A 17,658-nucleotide genomic window follows, 5' to 3' on the forward strand; every position below is an offset into this window, starting at 1 on the left:
GCGCACACCGGGGTCGTAGCACGGCAGCCCTCATAGGGGGCGATGGGGCAAAGGGCATTGCGCCTTCGCCAGGTTACATCTATGGTTAGTTGCACAAGTAGTGAACCAGTGAACCAGTGAGCCAATGAGGCTCCTGGCGCAGCGCGGAAGGCTTGCCCATGGACGACGGAAAACCCCTTTTCCAGCAGGTGGCCGAGCTCGTCGAGGGCTCGATCATCGATGGCTCGCTCAACGAGGAGGAGCAAGCGCCCTCGACCAACGAGCTCGCTGCCTTCCATCACATCAACCCAGCCACCGCCGCCAAGGGGCTCAATCAGCTCGTCACCACCGGCGTGCTCTACAAGAAGCGGGGAATAGGAATGTTCGTCGCCCCCGGCGCCCGCGACCGGCTCCGCGGGCAACGCCGCGAGCAGTTCGCCCGCGCCTACATCGCGCCGCTCCTCGCCGAGGCACGCCGCATCGGCATCGCGCCCGAGGAGCTCAGGACCATGCTCGACCACAGGGAGGACCAGGATGATCGCCACTGAACCCACTAGTTCCCCACCAGCCCCCACCGGGCTGCACGGGGTGACCATGCGCTTCGGGCGCCTCCGCGCCCTCGACGACGTGGACCTCGCGCTGCGCCCCGGCACCATCCACGGGCTCCTCGGCCGCAATGGATCCGGCAAGACCACCGCCATGCGCATCCTCGCCGGCCACCAGATCCCCACCGCCGGCCGCGCCACGCTCGATGGGTCCAGGATCTTCGAGGATGACACTGCCGTCGCCGCGATCAGCTTCATCCGGGACGACCAGCGGTATCCCGACGACTTCACCGTCCACCACGTGCTGCGCTGCGCCGCCGCACTGCATCCCGCGTGGAACGAGCAGCTCGCCCAGCAACTCTGCCAAGACTTCGCCCTGCCGCTACGACGCAAGACCAAGAAGCTCTCGCGCGGCATGCGATCCGCGCTTGCCATCACCGTCGGGCTCGCCTCCCGCGCGCCCCTCACCCTGCTCGACGAGCCCACCCTCGGCCTCGACGCGCCCTCGCGACAGATCTTCCACGATCGCCTCATCGAGGACTACGCGCTGCATCCCCGGACGATCCTGCTCTCCACCCACCTCATCGACGAGGTCTCCCCGCTGCTCGAGCATGTGTTCATCCTTGACCGCGGTCGCGTGATAGCCGATACCACGGCAGACGAGCTGCGCTCCCGCGCGGTGCGCGCCACCGGGGAGACCCAGCAGGTGCGGGAACTGATCGGCGACGCCTCCGTGCTGGGAACCGAGACGCTCGGCAGCCAATCGCGCATCGTTGCCGCGATCGCAGCCGACGAGCACCTCCGCGCCGAGGCCCTGCGGCGCGGCGTGGCCCTCGATCCCGTGCCGTTGCAGCAGCTGATCACCCACCTCACCCAAGGAACATGACGATGTCCGAGGAGAACACCATGCAAACGATCAACCGCGCCACCCGCGCCCGGCAGGCGCTCGCGCTCTACCGGCAGGTCTTTCCCAGGAACCTGATCATCATCGCGTTGATCACCGGGGCGATCTTCCTCCTCCAGCTCGCCATCGCCGCCTATTTCAGCGGTCGGGGCGAGGTCTTCACTGGCTCCGCACCGATCATCCTGGCCATCTTTGTCTTCGTGACCGCGATCATGTCGATGACCCAGTACCTGCCGCTCGCGCTGGGCCTGGGCCTCACCCGGCACGCTTTCCTGCTCGCGAGCCTGGTGCACGCGAGCATCCTGGCCATCGTGCTCACTGGCGCGTGCATGCTCCTCGCGCTCGTCGAGCACGTGACCGACGGCTGGTGGCTCGGTTTCACCTTCTTCGACGTCGCGGGCGAGCTCACCGTCCATCCCGCATCAGCGATCGCCATCATCCCCCTGGGGCTGCTCGCGGTGGCGTCCCTGGGCTTGCTGCTCGGCGCCATCCACACGCGCTGGGGAGGCACCGGCGCCTGGGTCGTCATCCTCGGGACGCTCGCGGCGGCCAGCATCCTCGGATCGATCGAGAGCCTGGCGTCGCTTGCCCGCAGCGCGGCCAGCATCGTCGACAGCGCGCCGATGGAGGCGCAACTGCTCGGCGGCTACGCTCTCGCCGCCCTCGTTCTCGCGGCGCTCACCAGCCTGGTGATCCGGCGAGCATCCATCTAGCCCGATCCGATCACGGATGCCGTCACTGGGCGACCCGCGGCACGAGCACTTCGAGAGCCGCGGGCCGCACGGATGCGCGCAGCGGAAGCCGACCGAGCCGATCGCCATCGCCCCATGCCTCCAGCTTCTCTCCACGGTCCTCGATGCGCACCTCGACCTCCCGACCGCGGAGGACAGTGACGTCGGGAAGCGCTACGTGGTCGCCCCGGTAGAGCCGGGGCAGCGCGCGCAGCAGCCTCGCGCGCGATCCGGCCGAGACCATCACGATGTCGAGCATCCCGTCCGCGGGGTCGGCATCGGGGGCGATGTGCATGCCCCGGCCGTAGAAGCCCGAGCTCGCGATGACCGTGGTGAAGCCCCGGAAGCGATGGGAGGAACCATCGACGTCGACGATGTACTGGCGGGGCGGGAACGAGGCGAGCGCCCGGACCGCTGCATAGTGGTACTGGAGCGCGGCGGGAATGAAGCGTGGCGCTCGGTCCACCAGTGCCGAGGCGAGGGAATCCACCCCCGCATAGACACTTCCCGCGACCACGTCTGCCCCGCGAGCAGTGGTCACGTCGATGAGATCGATGCGCGTGGCCCGGCCACGCAGCAAGCAGTCGGCATTGGCAGCTGCGGCACGCGGAATGCCGAGCTGCCGGGCAAGGTCGTTTCCACGCCCCGCTGGCACGATGCCGAGGGTTCCGCCCGCGCCCGAGACCGCACCGGCGAGCGATCCCACCATGCCATCCCCGCCCACCGCGACGATGATCTCGCCGCGCGCGACCGCGCCAGGGATCAACCCCCGGCAATGCTCCGCTCCCGCGCTCTGCGTGATCCTGGCCTCGGCCCCCGCCGATCGCAGGCGCCGGGCCACGGGCGCCGCTGCCCGGGCCGCCGAGCCACCACCAGCTTGGCGGTTGAGAAGGAAGCGGAAGGCGCGGGGGCCGCTCACTGGGCGCTGCTCGGATGGGCGCTGCTGGGCTGGGCTCACCGGTCGATGATGCGGGATGCGACACTTCCTGTCGACAGGAACGGCACGAGGCATGGATCACTCCTGCAGCGGATGCTGGGATAGCCCACCCCGGTCCCGATGAGTGTGTTACGTTGTGACATATGTCGATCGGCCGTCACAGATCCATTAACGAGGATGCCGTCCTCGACGCCGCTCGCGACTGCGTGCTCGCCGTCGGCTGGAAGCGCACGACGCTGACCGACGTTGCCCGGCGCGCAGGTGTGTCCCGCATGTCCATCTACCGCAAATGGAACGACATGCGTCGGCTCATGAGCGATGTCATGACCCGCGAATGGACCAGCCTCCCCGGCATCGAGGAACTCCTCGGCACCGAGGGCCACCATCCCGCTCGAGCACCTCGCGAGCTAGCGACCGAGCTCCTCGCCATCACCGACTCGCTCCGTGAGAACTCGCTGTTCGCGAAGGTCATGGACGTCGATCCCGAGATCATGCTCACCTACATCATCCAGCGCCGCGGGCGCACCCAGAACTGGGGCATCGCGGTGTTCGAGCGCATGATCCGCCACGGACAGGCCGCCGGCACGCTCCGGGACGGTGACGCCGCCGCGAGGGCGCACACCATCCTTCTGCTCTGCCAGTCCTGGCTGGTATCCGCGCCGATCATGGCCGGGCCGCCGTCGCTCGAGAGCCTCCGTGCCGAGCAGATCGATCTGCTCACGCGCTACCTCGCCCCCAGCGGCGCGCCCACCGCCTAGCGACCGCGCAGCCGCGCCTCGAGCACCGGCAACAATTCCGGCCCCGCGCCCGGAGCCCGTCCCGAGCGCATCACGGCCTCCAGCCGCGCCAGCCCGATCCCCTGCTCCACCGCATCCGCGATAGCGTCGAGCTGCGCCTCCCGCGCCCCGGCCACCGACGTGCTGGGCGAGACCCGGAAGCCCCGCGCGCCACGCAGCCGCGCCACCTCCTCGAGGAACGCGCGGCGGAACCGATCATTATCGAGCAACCCATGCCAATGGGTGCCCCACAAGGCCTCGCGCGCGCTCCCCTCGCCCCCGGAAACCGTATCGAGCAAAGGTGCTTCTCGATTGCGGGTCACCCGGCCATGATGGATCTCGTACCCGCGCACAGCGATGCCCGCGCCCACCGCGCTGCCGCGCCCCTCGGGACGCTCGAGCACCTTGTCCGGCGCGAACTCCGTCACGACATCGAGCAGCGCCAGCCCCGCCACCGGGCCCGCGGCACCGGACTCCACCGGGTCAACGATCGTCGTGCCGAGCATCTGATATCCCCCGCATATGCCCAGCAAGGGGCCGCCCGCCTCCGCTCGCGACCGCAAGGCCAGGTCCAGGCCACGCTCGCGCAACCAGCGAAGGTCATCGACGGTGGCCTTGCTGCCCGGCAGCACCACGAGGTCCGCCGCCAGGACCGAGCCGGGATCATCGACCCACCGCACCACCACGCCCGGCTCGCAGGCCAGCGCCTCCACATCGGTCGCGTTCGACACCCGCGGCAGCCGGATCGCCGCCACCGATAGCCATGCGTCGCCGAGCGGCGGGGCCGCCAGGCCGACCACTCGACCGACCGGGCTCGCCAGCGAATCCTCCGCATCGAGCCACACATCGTGCAGGAACGGAACCGTGCCCAGCACCGGGCGCCCGGTCAGCTCCGCCACGCATTCGAGGCCCGGGCGCAGCAACTCCGGATCACCCCGGAACTTATTGACGATGAAGCCCGCCACTCGTTGCTGATCGGCGGCGGAGAGCACCGCGAGCGTGCCCACGAAGTGCGCCAGCACGCCGCCCCGGTCGATGTCGCCCACCACCACGACCGGCAGGCCGGCCGCCTCGGCAAGGCCCATGTTCGCCACATCGGAATGGCGGAGGTTCATCTCGGCCGGCGAGCCCGCGCCCTCGCACACCACGATGTCGAACTCCTCGCGCAGGCCCCGCAGCGCCTCCGCCGCGACGCCCCGCAACCAGGAGCGGCGCGCGATGTAGTCACCGGCCATCACCGTTCCCTCGGCACGACCATGGATGACGAGCTGCGAGCGCCGATCGGACCCCGGCTTGAGCAGGATGGGGTTGAACCGCGTGCTCGGCTCGAGGCCGCACGCCCGCGCCTGCAACGCCTGCGCCCGGCCGATCTCGCCGCCATCGAGGGTGACGAACGAGTTGTTCGACATGTTCTGCGCCTTGAACGGCGCCACCGATACGCCCTGCCTCGCCCAGGCCCGGCACAACCCCGCCACGATCACGCTCTTGCCCGCGTCGGAGGTGGTTCCAGCGACAAGGAGCGCCCCCGCGGGACGCGCGGGGCTCACGCCGACGGCAGGGTCAGGACCTCGGCCCCGGTATCGGTGACCACCAGCGAATGCTCGAACTGCGCCGACCACTTGCGATCCTTGGTCACGACCGTCCAGCCGTCATCCCAGATCTCATGGTCGATGCCGCCGAGATTGATCATCGGCTCGATCGTGAACGTCATGCCCGGCTCGAGCACGGTCTCCACCGAGGGATCGTCGTAGTGCAGCACCACTAGGCCGTTGTGGAAGGTCGGGCCGACCCCGTGGCCGGTGAACGCGCGCACCGTCCCGTAGCCGAAGCGGCTCGCGTAGGACTCGATGACGCGCCCCACGACGTTGAGCTGCCGCCCCGGCTTGACCGCCTTGATCGCCCGGTCCAGCGCCGCCTTGGTGCGCTCGACGAGCAGGCGATGCTCCTCGGAGACATTGCCGGCAAGGAAAGTCACACAGGTATCGCCATGCACATCGCCGATGTAGGCGGTCACGTCGATCTTGACGATGTCGCCGTCCTCGATCACCGTCGAGTCCGGGATGCCGTGGCAGATCACCTCGTTGAGTGACGTGCAGCAGGACTTCTGGAATCCGCGGTAGCCCAGCGTCGACGGGTAGGCGCCGTGATCGCACAGGTACTCGTGCACCACCGCGTCGAGCGTGTCGGTGGTGACGCCGGGCTCCACGCGCTTGCCCGCCTCCACGATCGCGTCGGCAGCGATGCGCCCCGCGACCCGCATGTTCTCGATCACCTCGGGCGTCTGCACCCACGGCTCATGCCCTTCCTTCGCCGTCTTGCGCCACGCGTACTCCGGGCGAGTGATCGAGGCGGGCACCTCACGGATCGGCGAGAGGGTTCCAGGCTGCAGGGCAGTGCGGGTCGACATGCTAACGAGGGTAATGGGCGGGCGGTGCCGATGCGAGGAGCAGGGGGCCTGCTAATCGACGAGGACGGTCGCGAACGTCGCGACCTGCTGGAAGCCGACCTTGGCGTACATCGTGCGCGCGGCCCGGTTGTAGCTGTTCACATAGAGGCTCGCGGTACGCCCGGATTTCACGATGGCCTGGGCGATCGTTGCTGTTCCCGCCGCACCGAGGCCGCAACCCCGGTAATCGGGATGCACCCACACCCCATGGATCTGGCCGACCCGCTGCGACATCGAGCCCATCTCGGCCTTGAACACCACTTCGTCGCCCTCGAAGCGCACCCATGCCCGGCCTGACTCGATCAGCCCCTCGATGCGATAGCGGTAGGAGCGGCCCCCGTCGTGGGCGAGCGGGTCCACGCCGACCTCCTCGATGAACATCTTCACCGCGGCATCGAGATAGGGCTCGAGCTCGTCCTTGCGCGCGCGCCTGGTGAAGGGATCGGACTGGCAGCGCGGCGGCCCGGGCAAGGCGAGCATCGGCTGCTCGTCGCGGATCTCGCGCGCCGCTCCCCACTCGCTCTCGAGCTGCTCCCACAGCGGCAGCACCAGGTCAGCGCGCCCCACCAGCGAGGAACACATGCGGGGGCCCCGGCAAGCACGATCCGCGAAGAACCGCATGTCGGTGTCGTCGCCGCGCAGCGGAATGAGGTTCACGCCGGAGAAGCAGAGGGACTCCTCGGGGCGGCCCCGGCTCCACATCTCGCCCCGCAGGAAGCGCGGATCCACGCCGAACTCCTCGATGCGCGAGGCAACCATGCAGCTCGCGATCGGGTCGTTGTCGAGCGCGCGCAGCACCGCTGGGGTATCGCGCAACCCCAGCGGACGGGCGCCCAGCAACTTCAGCACAACTCAAGATTGCCACGAGAATGGGGGTCAGCGGTACCCCGTTTGGGGGGCAAGAACGAAAAAAGAGGAACGAGACCGTGCCAGGTCCGTGATCAGACCGCGATCCTGGGCTCACCGGTGGCTGGCTCAGCTCACCGTGACGACCGGTCCACCGGTGCCGGTCTCCCCGAATTCCTCGGCGATGCGCATCGCCTCCTCGATCAGGGTCTCCACGATCTTCGCCTCGGGCACCGTCTTGATGACCTTGCCCTTGACGAAGATCTGGCCCTTGCCATTGCCGGACGCGACACCGAGGTCCGCCTCGCGCGCCTCGCCGGGCCCGTTGACCACGCAGCCCATCACCGCGACCCGCAGCGGGATGTCCATGCCCTCGAGGCCCGCGGTGACCTCGTTGGCGAGCGAATACACATCGACCTGGGCGCGCCCGCACGACGGGCAGGAGACGATCTCGAGCTTGCGCGGGCGCAGGTTCAGCGATTGCAGGATCTGGTTGCCCACCTTGACCTCCTCGACAGGAGGCGCGGACAACGAGACCCGGATCGTGTCGCCGATGCCCCGCGAGAGCAGCGCGCCGAACGCGACGGCGGACTTGATGGTCCCCTGGAACGCTGGGCCAGCCTCGGTCACGCCGAGATGCAGCGGGTAGTCGCATTGCTCGGCGAGCAGCTCGTAGGCCCGCACCATCACGACGGGATCATTGTGCTTGACGGAGATCTTGATGTCGCCGAAGCCGTGCTCCTCGAACAGGCCCGCTTCCCACAGCGCCGACTCGACGAGCGCCTCCGGGGTGGCCTTGCCATACTTGCCGAGGATGCGCGGATCGAGCGAGCCGGCGTTCACGCCGATGCGGATGGGGATGCCCGCCTCGCCAGCGGCCTTCGCCACCTCCTTGACGCGACCGTCGAACTCCTTGATGTTGCCGGGGTTCACCCGCACCGCGGCGCAGCCCGCCTCGATCGCGGAGAAGATGTAGCGCGGCTGGAAGTGGATATCGGCGATCACGGGGATCTGGCTCTTGCGCGCGATCTCGGCGAGCGCATCCGCGTCCTCCTGGCGCGGGCACGCCACCCGCACGATGTCGCAGCCCGACGCGGTGAGCTCGGCGGTCTGCTGCAGCGTCGCGTTCACGTCATGGGTCTTGGTGGTGGTCATCGACTGCACCGAGACCGGGTGCTCACTGCCAACGCCGACCGAGCCGACCATCAGTTGCCGGGTGCGGCGACGGGGCGCAAGGACCTCGACCGGTCCCGCTGGCATACCGAGGCCGATCGCATTGGTGGTTCCGGCCGAGCTCGTGCCTGTCACAACAAACCTTCCTTCAACGTCTCGCGCCCCTGGGGTGCCTGAAGCCGTGGCACCAGTGTGGCAGCGGGGCGTGCCACTAGAACAATCTGATCGGGTTGACGATGTCGGCGGTGATGGTCAACAGCATAACCGCGCCGCCGAGGAGCATCACCGTGAACGTGATCGGCAACAACTTGGTGTAGTCGACCGGGGCGCCATTGGGCTTGCCCATCATGCGCCGGATGCGGTTGCGGATCGACTCATAGATGGTCACCGCGATGTGCCCGCCATCGAGCGGCAGCAAGGGCAGCAGGTTGAACAGCCCGATGAAGAAGTTGAGGCTCGCGAGCAGCAGGATGAACACTTCCCACAGGCCGCGCTCCGCGACCTCCCCACCGATGCGGCTCGCGCCGACCACGCTGATCGGGGTGTCCGGGTCGCGATCCTCCCCCATGATCGACCGCACCACCGCGGGCATGCGCTCGGGGATCCGCAGCATCGCGTCCCACGTGAGCACCGCCATATCGCCGGTGAACGCGACGGATGCGGGGACCGCCGGAAGAACGCCCAGCGGCTCGGGCGGGGCCAAGCGACCGGCCCCCACGCCGATGGCGCTGACCGTCTCCGGCCGCGCTTGCTCGAGGGACTGCCCCGGCTCGATCACGTAGCGCTGCGCGGGCTCCACCTGTACCGGGAAATCGAGGCGCTCCTCGCCACGCTCGACCGTCACCGTGATGACGCCCTCGGCAGGCTGCACCAGGCGCACGAGCTCACCGAAATCCGCTACGGGCTGCCCATCGACCGCGACGATCAGATCGCCCGGCTCGATGCCCGCCTCCTCGGCCGGGCCGGTCCCGGCGCAGTCCGAGACACCGCCGGGCACCCAGCGGCCCTGCGCGTCCTGCCGGGGAGGCTCCTGCGACGCGGCCACGCAGCCGACGTCGCCCACGACAGCGCTCGACGACAGCATCAGGTTGGGCAGGCCCCAGCCCACCGCGAGCACCACGACCAGCACGAAGCCGAACACGAAGTTGCCCATCGGGCCGCCCAGCATCACCACCAGGCGCTTCCAGGTGGCCTGCTTGTACATCGCTCGCTCATGCTCGTCCGGCTCCAGCTCATCGAGAGCCGTCATCCCCGCGATGTCACAGAAGCCACCCGCAGGGATCGCCTTGAGCCCATACTCCGTCTCCCCGCGCCGCCACGAGAACAGCGTCGGGCCGAAGCCGATGAAGTACCGGCGCACCTTCATGCCGAAAGCCTTGGCGGTGAGGAAATGGCCGTACTCGTGCAGCGCGATCGACAAGCCAATGCCGAGCGCGAACAGGGTCACGCCAAACGCAAACATCATGAGCGGGCTTCATCCTCCTGGGCGATGAGCTCACGGGCACGGGCACGGGCCCAGCCCTCCGCGGCGAGCACATCCTCGACCGTCGACGGCGCTACCGACCATTCGCCTGCGGCCGCGAGCACCTCCTCAACGATACGGACGATCCGGGGGAAACGCAGGCCCGCAGTGAGGAACGCCGCAGCAGCCTCCTCGTTCGCCGCGTTGTACACCGCCGTCGAGCAGCCCCCGGCCACCCCCGCCTCCCGCGCGAGCCGCACCGCCGGGAACACCGCGTCGTCCAGCGGCTCGAAGGTCCACGAGGACGCCTCCGCGAAATCCAGCCGCGGCGCCGCGCCCGCCACCCGATCCGGCCACCCCAGCGCCAGCGCGATCGGCAGGCGCATGCTCGGCGGGCTCGCTTGCGCGATCGTGGACCCATCGACGAACGTCACCATCGAATGCACGATCGACTGCGGATGCACCACCACATCGATCTGCTCGTACGGCACGCCGAACAGCAGGTGCGTCTCGATCAGCTCCAGGCCCTTGTTCACCAGAGTCGCCGAGTTCAACGTATTCATCGGCCCCATCGACCACGTCGGATGCGCCCCCGCTTGCTCCGGCGTCACAGGCTCGAGCCGCTCGGCCGGCCATCCGCGGAACGGCCCGCCCGACGCGGTCAGCACGATGCGGTCCACCTCGCCGCGCGCTCCCGACCGCAAGCACTGCGCCATCGCCGAATGCTCCGAGTCCACCGGCACGATCTGCCCCGGTGCCGCGGCCTCGAGCACCAGCGAGCCGCCTGCTACCAGGGATTCCTTGTTCGCCAGGGCGAGCCGCGCGCCCGTGGCCAGCGCCGCCAGGGTCGGCCGCAGCCCCAGGGAGCCCACTAGCGCGTTCAGCACGACATCCGCCTCGACGGACTCCACGAGCTCCGTGGCCGCGGCCTCCCCGCGCAGCACCCCCTCGACGCCGAGCTCCTCCGCAGCCTCCACTGACGCCACCGCGACGCGATGCCCCGGGACGCCCGTCGCCGCGATCTGCCGCCGCAGCAGGTCCACGTTGCCGCCCCCGGCCGCGAGGCCCACCACCTCGAACCGCTCCGGGTTCTCCGCGATCACCTCCAGGGCCTGCGTGCCGATCGAGCCAGTGCTGCCAAGGAGAAGAACACGAGTCGGTGAGGTCACCCCGTCATTGTGGCCGATGGCGCCGGGGCCCTGCACCGCGCGGTGCCGCGCGCCGCGCCGGCCCGGCTTCTGGCAACCCCTCCTGGATGCGCCCGCGCGCGATGTGTCACGATAAGCTCAGTGAACCGCGCGTACCCGGGGCAGGCCCGGGCCGCGTCAGCGTTCAGGCGATCAGGAGGAACCACGGTGGCCAGCACAGAAATCGATCCAGGCCTCGAGCGCGCCGTCGCGCGATCAAAGATCGACCCGCAGGACGAGCCCTCGGTGGGCTGGGGCTGGCACGGCGAGTTCCCCGCCGCGTTCCAGGCCGTGGGCTGGATTTTCACGATCATGGTGTTCGCCTACCTCATCGGCAACCACGAGGGCAATATCGAGAATGCCTTCATCCTCGGCACCGGCGTCACCATCGCCGTCCTGCTCATCAAGTACAACATCGACTCGCGCAAGGCCAAGCGCCGCTAGAGAATGTGGTGGCCCGCACCCAGTTGCGGGCCGTGGCGCGGGCCCTGGTGCGGGCCGTAGCGCGGGCCCAGGGGCGGGCCGTAGCGCGGGCCCAGGGACGGGCCGTAGCGCGGGCCCAGGGGCGGGCCCAGGGGCAGCTGCCACCCCAAGCGCGCCGGGCCCACGTATCTCACATAGCTGCCACTGAAATGTCGGTGGCAGCTATGCGTATTGGTGGCGGGAGATGCCCTTGGGTGGCGAGGACCATCCACGTCCACGGCGAACAGCCCAGAGCGCAGCCTGCCGCCGCGAGCTGCCCGCAAGCCGCCGCGAACAGCCCAGACCTCTGCTTCAGCCTTCCGCCGCGAGCTGCCCGCAAGCCGCCGCGATCTCCTGGCCGCGGGTATCGCGCACCGTGCATGGCACACCCTGCGCTTGCACGCGCCGCACGAACTCCGCCTCGGCGGCCTTCGGGCTCGCATCCCACTTGCTGCCCGGCGTCGGGTTCAGCGGGATGACGTTGACATGCACGAACTGGCCGAGCGCCTTGTGGAGCTTCTTGCCCAGCAGGTCCGCGCGCCACGGTTGATCGTTGATATCGCGGATCAAGGCGTACTCGATCGACACGCGGCGGCCGGTCTGGTCGGCGTAGTACCGGGCCGCTTCGAGCACCTCGGCCACCGACCAGCGGTTGTTCACCGGAACGAGCGTGTCGCGCAGCTCATCGTCCGGCGTATGCAGCGACACGGCGAGGGTGACACTGAGGCCCTCGTCAGCGAGCTTGCGGATCGCCGGGGCCAGACCGACGGTGGAGACCGTCACGTTGCGCTGGGAGAGCCCTAGCCCGCGCGGGGCAGGATCAGTGATGCGTCGTACCGCGGCGAGCACGCGCTTGTAGTTCGCCAGCGGTCCCCCCATGCCCATGAACACGACGTTGGACAGCCGCCCGGGACTGCCCCCGACCTCGCCATCGCGCATCGCGGCCGCGGCGGCCCGGACCTGGTCGACGATCTCGGCTGTGGAGAGGTTGCGATCAAGCCCCGCCTGGCCGGTGGCGCAGAACGGGCAGGCCATGCCGCACCCGGCCTGGCTCGAGATGCACACCGTGGCACGATCGCGATAGCGCATGAGCACGCTCTCGAGGAGGGTGCCGTCGTGGGCCTTCCACAAGGTCTTGCGCGTCTCTCCGCGATCGCACGCCAGGTGCCGGACGGGTTCGAGCAGCGGGGGGAACAGCGCATCGGCTACGGTCGCGCGAGCAGCAGCGGGAAGGTCCGTCATCGCGTGCGGATCAGCATCGAGGCGACCGTAGTAGTGGCGGGCGATCTGGTCCGCCCGGAAGGCTGGCAGTCCGAGCTCCGTGACAGCGGACTTGCGATCGGCGGGATCAAGATCAGCAAAATGGCGCGGTGGTATCCCGCGGCGGGGCGCGGTGAAGACAAGAGGAATGTTCGCAGTCATGGCCGCACCAGTGTCCCACGGATCTCCGTGAAGTCCGAACTAGTGCGCCGGTTCACCAAATCAGCCATGATCAATACATGGCATCCAAATCCACGGACCCCTCACCGAAGGAACCCGTTTCCAGCTCCAAGGATCCGACAGCGGAGCCCTCGTCGCACCGCTTCGGCTCCAAGTCCGCCTCGCCTGACGCGACGACGTCGAGCACGACTGGCACCTCCTCCACGACGTCTCCCGAATCGAGCACGGCTGCCTCGGCACCGTCCCCGGGGAAGCACGGGAAGCCGGAGAAGCAAGGCAAGCACGCCAAGCAGAACCTGCCGCATACCCGCGCAGGCTCGTGGTGGACCGCACTGATCATCGGCGCGGCGCTGCTGATCATCCTGCTGGTGTTCATCCTGCAGAACCTCGAGACGCAGACCATCCACATCCTGGTGTGGCAGATGGACATGCCGGTTGGCGTGGCTCTGCTCGGCGCCGCGATCCTCGGCGTGCTGATCACCGCGACCATCGGCGGCATCAGGATCGTGCAGTTGCGGCGACAGGCACGAAAGGGCATGAACTAGTCGCATCGCCCTTGGCTCTCGACGGCCGTGCCCGCCCGGCGCGGCCCGGTCCTGCTACGCCCCGCCGCTGCCGATCCTCGGCTTGCGGAGGCAATGGACCCGGTACCGCACGGGCAGGCATGTGCCGACGACCTGCTGCCGCGCGCGGCTCGCCACTCTCGGGCTGAACTCGATGCCAAGGACTGCCTCGAGGTCCGCCCGCGAGCCGAAAACCCACTCGGTGTCGATGCGCGCGAGCTCGAAACCCTGGCGTTCGAAGAACGCCTCCACTGCCACGGGATCGTACCGGGGCAGGTCCGCGCGCATCCACTCCCCGTAGTGACCGGCCGTCGCGTCGAGGTCCACGACGAGCAGGCACCCGCCCGGCACGAGCACCCGCAGCGCTTCCCTGATGCCGGGCTCGCAGCCGGGTCCGAAGAAGTAGGCAGTGCGCGCGTGCACGATGTCCACGCTCGATCCAGGCAGCGGGATCGCATCGGCCCGGCCCTGGAGGACGATGACGTTGCCGAGGTCGGCGGTACGCTCGCGGGCCGCACCAACGAGAGGCGGGTGCGGCTCGATCCCAGTGACGGCGCGCGCCTGCTCGGCGAACAGCGGCAGGTGGTAGCCGGTTCCACACCCGATATCCACGATGTGCGCCCCGGACCAGCCCGCGTGGCGCTGCAGCTCAGCAGCAAGCGCTCCCGCGTGGTCCTGCGCGGCGTTCTCGATCTCATAGATCTCTGGCCAGTGCCAGATGTTGGGGCTAGGGATCGTGACGGTCCCCCTGCGCCGACCGCCGCGAAGCATGCCCTGGCCCTTCCCCCGCTGCCCTGGGCTGCTAGACGGTCAGCGGATAGCCCAGGAGCATCACGAACACCCACAGCACGACCGCAGCAACGACGAGCGAGTCGAGCCGGTCCATCAGCCCGCCGTGACCGGGCAGGAGGGTACCCATGTCCTTGATGCCGAGGTCACGCTTGAACTGTGACTCGATGAGATCGCCGATCGTGCCAAACACCACGAGGGCCGCGCCGATGAGCGCTCCGATGAGCGGATGCTCCCCAAGGATCAAAGTGACGGTGAGGATGCTGCCGATGATGCCAGCGATCATCGAGCCCGCGAAGCCCTCCCAGGACTTCTTCGGGCTGATCCGCGGCACCATGGGGTGCTTGCCGAACAGCACACCCGCGGTATAGCCACCCACGTCCGAGCAGATCACGCCGATCATCAGGACCCAGATCGGGCCAGCGCCCTTCTCGGTGAGGACGAGCAGCGCGCCCACGCTCGTGAAGAGGATCACCCAGGTCGCCACGAACAAGGTGATGGCGGAGTCGCACACATAGTTCTCGGGCTTTCCCGAGAGGCCATTGCGCAGCAGGCACCACATCATGCAGGTGACGGTGGTGACGGCGAAGCCCGTGAAGACTCCGGTGATCCCGAAGGGCAGGGAGGCGAGCACCGTCGCGGGCCCACCGATGACCATCGGGATGAGCGGCAGGTACACGCCTTGCTGGCGCAACCGCTTGTACAGCTCCCAGATCGCTAGCCCGACAGCGACGGCGACGATGCCGACCCATCCTCGTGGAGCGAGCAGCAGCACCGCCACGATGACGGCGCCCAGGCCCGCCCCCACACCGATGGCAGCGGGCAGGTTGCGGCCCGCCCTGGAGGTCTTCTTCTCCTCGGGGTCAGCGGTCGCCGGCTCCGCTGGCTCGCCCATTGGCTGGTGCGACTCGTGCCCGTCGACCACTGCTTATCTCCTCGTGCGCCCGGTTTGACTGATCATTCACTCACGGTTGAGGCTAGACCTCCATAAGTTCCGATTCCTTGTGTTTGACCAATTCGTCGATCTGGGTCGTGTACTTCGCGGTGAACTTGTCGATCTCTTTCTCGGCGCGGGCCACCTCGTCCTCGCCAGCCTCCCCGTCCTTCTGGATGCGACCCAGCTCCTCCATCGCTTTGCGGCGCACGTTGCGGATCGCGACCTTGGAGTCCTCGCCCTTCGACCGGGCCTGCTTCGACAGGTCGCGGCGCCGCTCCTCGGTGAGCTGCGGGATCGACACGCGAATGATGTTGCCATCATTGGTGGGGTTGACGCCGAGATCGGAATTGCGGATCGCGGTCTCGATGTTGTTCAGCTGCGACTGCTCGTACGGCTTGATGACCACCATGCGCGCCTCGGGCACAGCTATGCTCGCGAGCTGCGTGATGGGTGTGGGGGCGCCATAGTAGTCGATGGACACGCGGGCGAACATCGACGGGTTGGCACGACCAGTGCGGATGGACCCGAGCTCGTCCTTCGCGACGGTCACCGCCTTCTCCATTTTTTCCTCGGCATCGAACAATGCTTCGTCGATCACGGCACACCTTCCTCGTAGCACTTCGTTGATAACTATGGCACTGCGGCTGCTTCGCCGCGCCCGCTTACCCCTCGGGCACGGTCGGCGGGGCGCATGCTCGCGCCCCGCGCTTGTCGGGCCCGGGCCCCTAGGGCCGGACCAGGGTGCCGACGTGCTCCCCCGCCACGGCGCGCGCGATATTGCCATGCCGCATCAGGTTGAACACGATGATCGGCATGTCATTGTCCATGCAGAGGCTGAACGCCGTCGCATCAGCGACCTTCAGGCCCTTCTCGAGCGCCTCGCGGTGCGTCAGCTCATCGAACATCGTCGCGGTGCTATCGACCTTGGGATCGGCGGTGTAGACGCCATCGACGGCCTTGGCCATCAGCACGACCTCTGCCCCGATCTCCAGGGCTCGCTGCGCCGCGGTCGTGTCGGTGGAGAAGTATGGCATGCCCATGCCCGCGCCGAAGATCACCACACGGCCCTTCTCGAGGTGCCGGATGGCGCGCAACGGAATGTATGGCTCGGCGACCTGGCCCATCGTGATCGCTGTCTGCACCCGGGTATCGACTCCCTGCTGCTGCAGGAAGTCCTGGAGCGCGAGGCAGTTCATGACGGTTCCCAGCATGCCCATGTAGTCGGCCCGGGCCCGATCAAGACCGCGCTGCTGCAGCTCGGCGCCGCGGAAGAAGTTGCCGCCCCCAATGACGATAGCGACCTGCACGCCGGTCTTGACGATCTCGGCGACCTGCTCGGCAACCATGTGGACGACGTCGGGATCCACGCCGATGCGTCCGCCCCCGAACATCTCTCCGCCGAGCTTGATGAGCACACGCTTGTAGGGGCGGCGCTCTTCGGGATTCTGGTCGGCCATGAGTCTCCTCGTCACTGGTGCGTGTGTGAATGTCGCCTCATACGCGAATGCGGGGTCACCACGTGGTCATGCCCACGCGGCAACCCCGCATATCTTGCCTCATCGCTGTCGATCGTACCTCCGGGACCCCCGGGTCAGGACTGACCGACCTCGAACCGCACGAAGCGCGTGATGGTGGCGCCAGCCTCATCAAGAAGAGCCTTGACCGACTTCTTGCTGTCCTTCACGTACGCCTGCTCGGTGAGCACGACATCCTTGAAGAAGCCGTTGACGCGGCCTTCCACGATCTTGGGGAGGGCCTGCTCGGGCTTGCCCTCCTCCTTCGCGGTCTGCTCGGCGATGCGCCGCTCGTTCTCGACGATGTCCGCGGGCACATCGTCGCGCGTGACGTACTTCGCCTTGAGGGCCGCGACCTGCATCGCGGCCTCGCGGGCTGCCTCAGCGGCAGCGTCGCCCTCGCCGGTGTACTCAACGAGCACGCCAACGCCGGGGGGCAGATCACCACTGCGCTTGTGCAGGTAGGTCTGGACCTGTCCGTCGAACGAGGCGACCCGGCGCAGCTCGATCTTCTCGCCGATCCTGGCTGCCAGTTCCTGCACGGCGGCCTCGACGGTGCGACCGTTGACCTCGACCGCCTTGAGCGCGTCGAGGTCCGCGGGCTTGGCCTCAGCGGCCGCCTTGACGACCTCGTCGGCGATAGCCTGGAAGTCGGCGTTCTTGGCGACGAAGTCGGTCTCGCTGTTGAGCTCGATCATCGCGCCGCCAGCCGCCGCGACGAGGCCTTCGGCGGTCGCGCGCTCGGCGCGCTTGCCGACGTCCTTGGCGCCCTTGATGCGGAGGATCTCCACGGCCTTGTCGAAGTCGCCGTCGGTATCGGCGAGCGCGTTCTTGCAATCCATCATGCCGGAGCCGGTGAGCTCACGAAGCCGCTTGACGTCGGCGGCAGTGAAATTCGCCATGGTGGGGCGAGCCTCCTCTAGTGCGTGTGCGGGATGCAACGGGTGGTGCTGTGCTGGCCGAGCGA

At 68.3% G+C, this 17,658-nt stretch carries 19 protein-coding genes; 6 read left to right on the forward strand and 13 right to left on the reverse strand.

The window, feature by feature from the left end:
* The first annotated feature begins 158 nt into the window (after positions 1–158).
* From HT102_RS03100 to HT102_RS03110, 3 genes are read left to right on the forward strand one after another with little or no spacing between them, the layout of a single operon-like run.
* The gene (locus tag HT102_RS03100) at positions 159–527 is read left to right on the forward strand and encodes a GntR family transcriptional regulator (protein WP_192037904.1); all 369 of its coding nucleotides are present in this window, start codon (positions 159–161) and stop codon (positions 525–527) included.
* Positions 514–1,410: an ABC transporter ATP-binding protein gene (locus tag HT102_RS03105; RefSeq protein WP_192037905.1), complete on the forward strand. Its 897-nt coding sequence runs from the start codon at positions 514–516 to the stop codon at positions 1,408–1,410. Before HT102_RS03100 ends, HT102_RS03105 begins: the two co-directional genes overlap by 14 nt.
* Positions 1,407–2,141 (forward strand): hypothetical protein, encoded by a 735-nt coding sequence (locus HT102_RS03110; protein ID WP_192037906.1) that lies wholly within the window; start codon positions 1,407–1,409, stop codon positions 2,139–2,141. Before HT102_RS03105 ends, HT102_RS03110 begins: the two co-directional genes overlap by 4 nt.
* A 22-nt stretch (positions 2,142–2,163) precedes the next feature.
* Here the strand turns inward: HT102_RS03110 and HT102_RS03115 are convergent, their stop codons facing one another.
* A complete protein-coding gene (locus HT102_RS03115; protein ID WP_333473256.1) occupies positions 2,164–3,117 on the reverse strand; it encodes a diacylglycerol/lipid kinase family protein in 954 nt (317 codons plus the stop codon).
* A gap of 122 nt (positions 3,118–3,239) precedes the next feature.
* Between HT102_RS03115 and HT102_RS03120 the strand changes: the two genes are divergently transcribed.
* Entirely contained in the window at positions 3,240–3,854 is a 615-nt protein-coding gene (locus HT102_RS03120) for a TetR/AcrR family transcriptional regulator (protein WP_192037908.1), read from the forward strand.
* Here HT102_RS03120 and HT102_RS03125 read toward each other — a convergent pair.
* From HT102_RS03125 to dxr, 6 genes are all read right to left on the reverse strand, one after another.
* Positions 3,851–5,419: a cobyric acid synthase gene (locus HT102_RS03125; RefSeq protein WP_192037909.1), complete on the reverse strand. Its 1,569-nt coding sequence runs from the start codon at positions 5,417–5,419 to the stop codon at positions 3,851–3,853. The two genes, HT102_RS03120 and HT102_RS03125, sit on opposite strands and share 4 nt — an antisense overlap.
* Positions 5,416–6,279, reverse strand: a complete 864-nt coding sequence (gene map, locus HT102_RS03130; protein WP_192037910.1) for a type I methionyl aminopeptidase — start codon at positions 6,277–6,279, stop codon at positions 5,416–5,418. Before map ends, HT102_RS03125 begins: the two co-directional genes overlap by 4 nt.
* A gap of 51 nt (positions 6,280–6,330) precedes the next feature.
* Positions 6,331–7,167 carry a GNAT family N-acetyltransferase gene (locus tag HT102_RS03135; RefSeq protein WP_192037911.1) on the reverse strand — a complete coding sequence of 279 codons (837 nt, stop codon included), beginning with the start codon at positions 7,165–7,167 and terminating at the stop codon, positions 6,331–6,333.
* A gap of 126 nt (positions 7,168–7,293) precedes the next feature.
* Positions 7,294–8,424 carry a flavodoxin-dependent (E)-4-hydroxy-3-methylbut-2-enyl-diphosphate synthase gene (gene ispG, locus HT102_RS03140; RefSeq protein WP_192038040.1) on the reverse strand — a complete coding sequence of 377 codons (1,131 nt, stop codon included), beginning with the start codon at positions 8,422–8,424 and terminating at the stop codon, positions 7,294–7,296.
* A 124-nt stretch (positions 8,425–8,548) separates the two neighbouring features.
* Positions 8,549–9,802 carry a M50 family metallopeptidase gene (locus HT102_RS03145; protein WP_192037912.1) on the reverse strand — a complete coding sequence of 418 codons (1,254 nt, stop codon included), beginning with the start codon at positions 9,800–9,802 and terminating at the stop codon, positions 8,549–8,551.
* On the reverse strand, positions 9,799–10,968 hold the full coding sequence (gene dxr / locus HT102_RS03150) for a 1-deoxy-D-xylulose-5-phosphate reductoisomerase (protein WP_192037913.1): 1,170 nt from the start codon (positions 10,966–10,968) through the stop codon (positions 9,799–9,801). The genes HT102_RS03145 and dxr overlap by 4 nt, the downstream gene beginning before the upstream one ends.
* Positions 10,969–11,154: 186 nt before the next feature.
* Between dxr and HT102_RS03155 the strand changes: the two genes are divergently transcribed.
* On the forward strand, positions 11,155–11,430 hold the full coding sequence (locus HT102_RS03155) for a DUF2631 domain-containing protein (RefSeq protein ID WP_192037914.1): 276 nt from the start codon (positions 11,155–11,157) through the stop codon (positions 11,428–11,430).
* Between the two features lie 330 nt (positions 11,431–11,760).
* Here HT102_RS03155 and rlmN read toward each other — a convergent pair whose 3' ends face one another.
* Positions 11,761–12,870 carry a 23S rRNA (adenine(2503)-C(2))-methyltransferase RlmN gene (gene rlmN, locus HT102_RS03160; RefSeq protein ID WP_192037915.1) on the reverse strand — a complete coding sequence of 370 codons (1,110 nt, stop codon included), beginning with the start codon at positions 12,868–12,870 and terminating at the stop codon, positions 11,761–11,763.
* 77 nt (positions 12,871–12,947) lie between these two features.
* Between rlmN and HT102_RS03165 the strand changes: the two genes are divergently transcribed.
* Positions 12,948–13,433, forward strand: coding sequence for a LapA family protein (locus tag HT102_RS03165; protein WP_192037916.1), 486 nt, complete (start codon positions 12,948–12,950; stop codon positions 13,431–13,433).
* 54 nt (positions 13,434–13,487) lie between these two features.
* On the opposite strand, the gene HT102_RS03170 is transcribed toward HT102_RS03165, so the two are convergent.
* The 5 genes from HT102_RS03170 to tsf form a co-directional block, all read right to left on the reverse strand.
* Positions 13,488–14,222 carry a class I SAM-dependent methyltransferase gene (locus HT102_RS03170; protein WP_192037917.1) on the reverse strand — a complete coding sequence of 245 codons (735 nt, stop codon included), beginning with the start codon at positions 14,220–14,222 and terminating at the stop codon, positions 13,488–13,490.
* Between the two features lie 31 nt (positions 14,223–14,253).
* Positions 14,254–15,135 (reverse strand): phosphatidate cytidylyltransferase, encoded by an 882-nt coding sequence (locus tag HT102_RS03175; protein ID WP_192038041.1) that lies wholly within the window; start codon positions 15,133–15,135, stop codon positions 14,254–14,256.
* Positions 15,136–15,217: 82 nt separating this feature from the next.
* Positions 15,218–15,775 carry a ribosome recycling factor gene (gene frr / locus HT102_RS03180; protein WP_192037918.1) on the reverse strand — a complete coding sequence of 186 codons (558 nt, stop codon included), beginning with the start codon at positions 15,773–15,775 and terminating at the stop codon, positions 15,218–15,220.
* Positions 15,776–15,902: 127 nt separating this feature from the next.
* Positions 15,903–16,634 carry a UMP kinase gene (gene pyrH / locus HT102_RS03185; protein WP_192037919.1) on the reverse strand — a complete coding sequence of 244 codons (732 nt, stop codon included), beginning with the start codon at positions 16,632–16,634 and terminating at the stop codon, positions 15,903–15,905.
* A gap of 134 nt (positions 16,635–16,768) precedes the next feature.
* Positions 16,769–17,593, reverse strand: coding sequence for a translation elongation factor Ts (gene tsf / locus HT102_RS03190; protein WP_192037920.1), 825 nt, complete (start codon positions 17,591–17,593; stop codon positions 16,769–16,771).
* Positions 17,594–17,658: the final 65 nt, after the last annotated feature.

This window comes from Lolliginicoccus lacisalsi, from assembly GCF_014841105.1.
Taxonomy (GTDB): Bacteria; Actinomycetota; Actinomycetes; order Mycobacteriales; family Mycobacteriaceae; genus Lolliginicoccus; species Lolliginicoccus lacisalsi.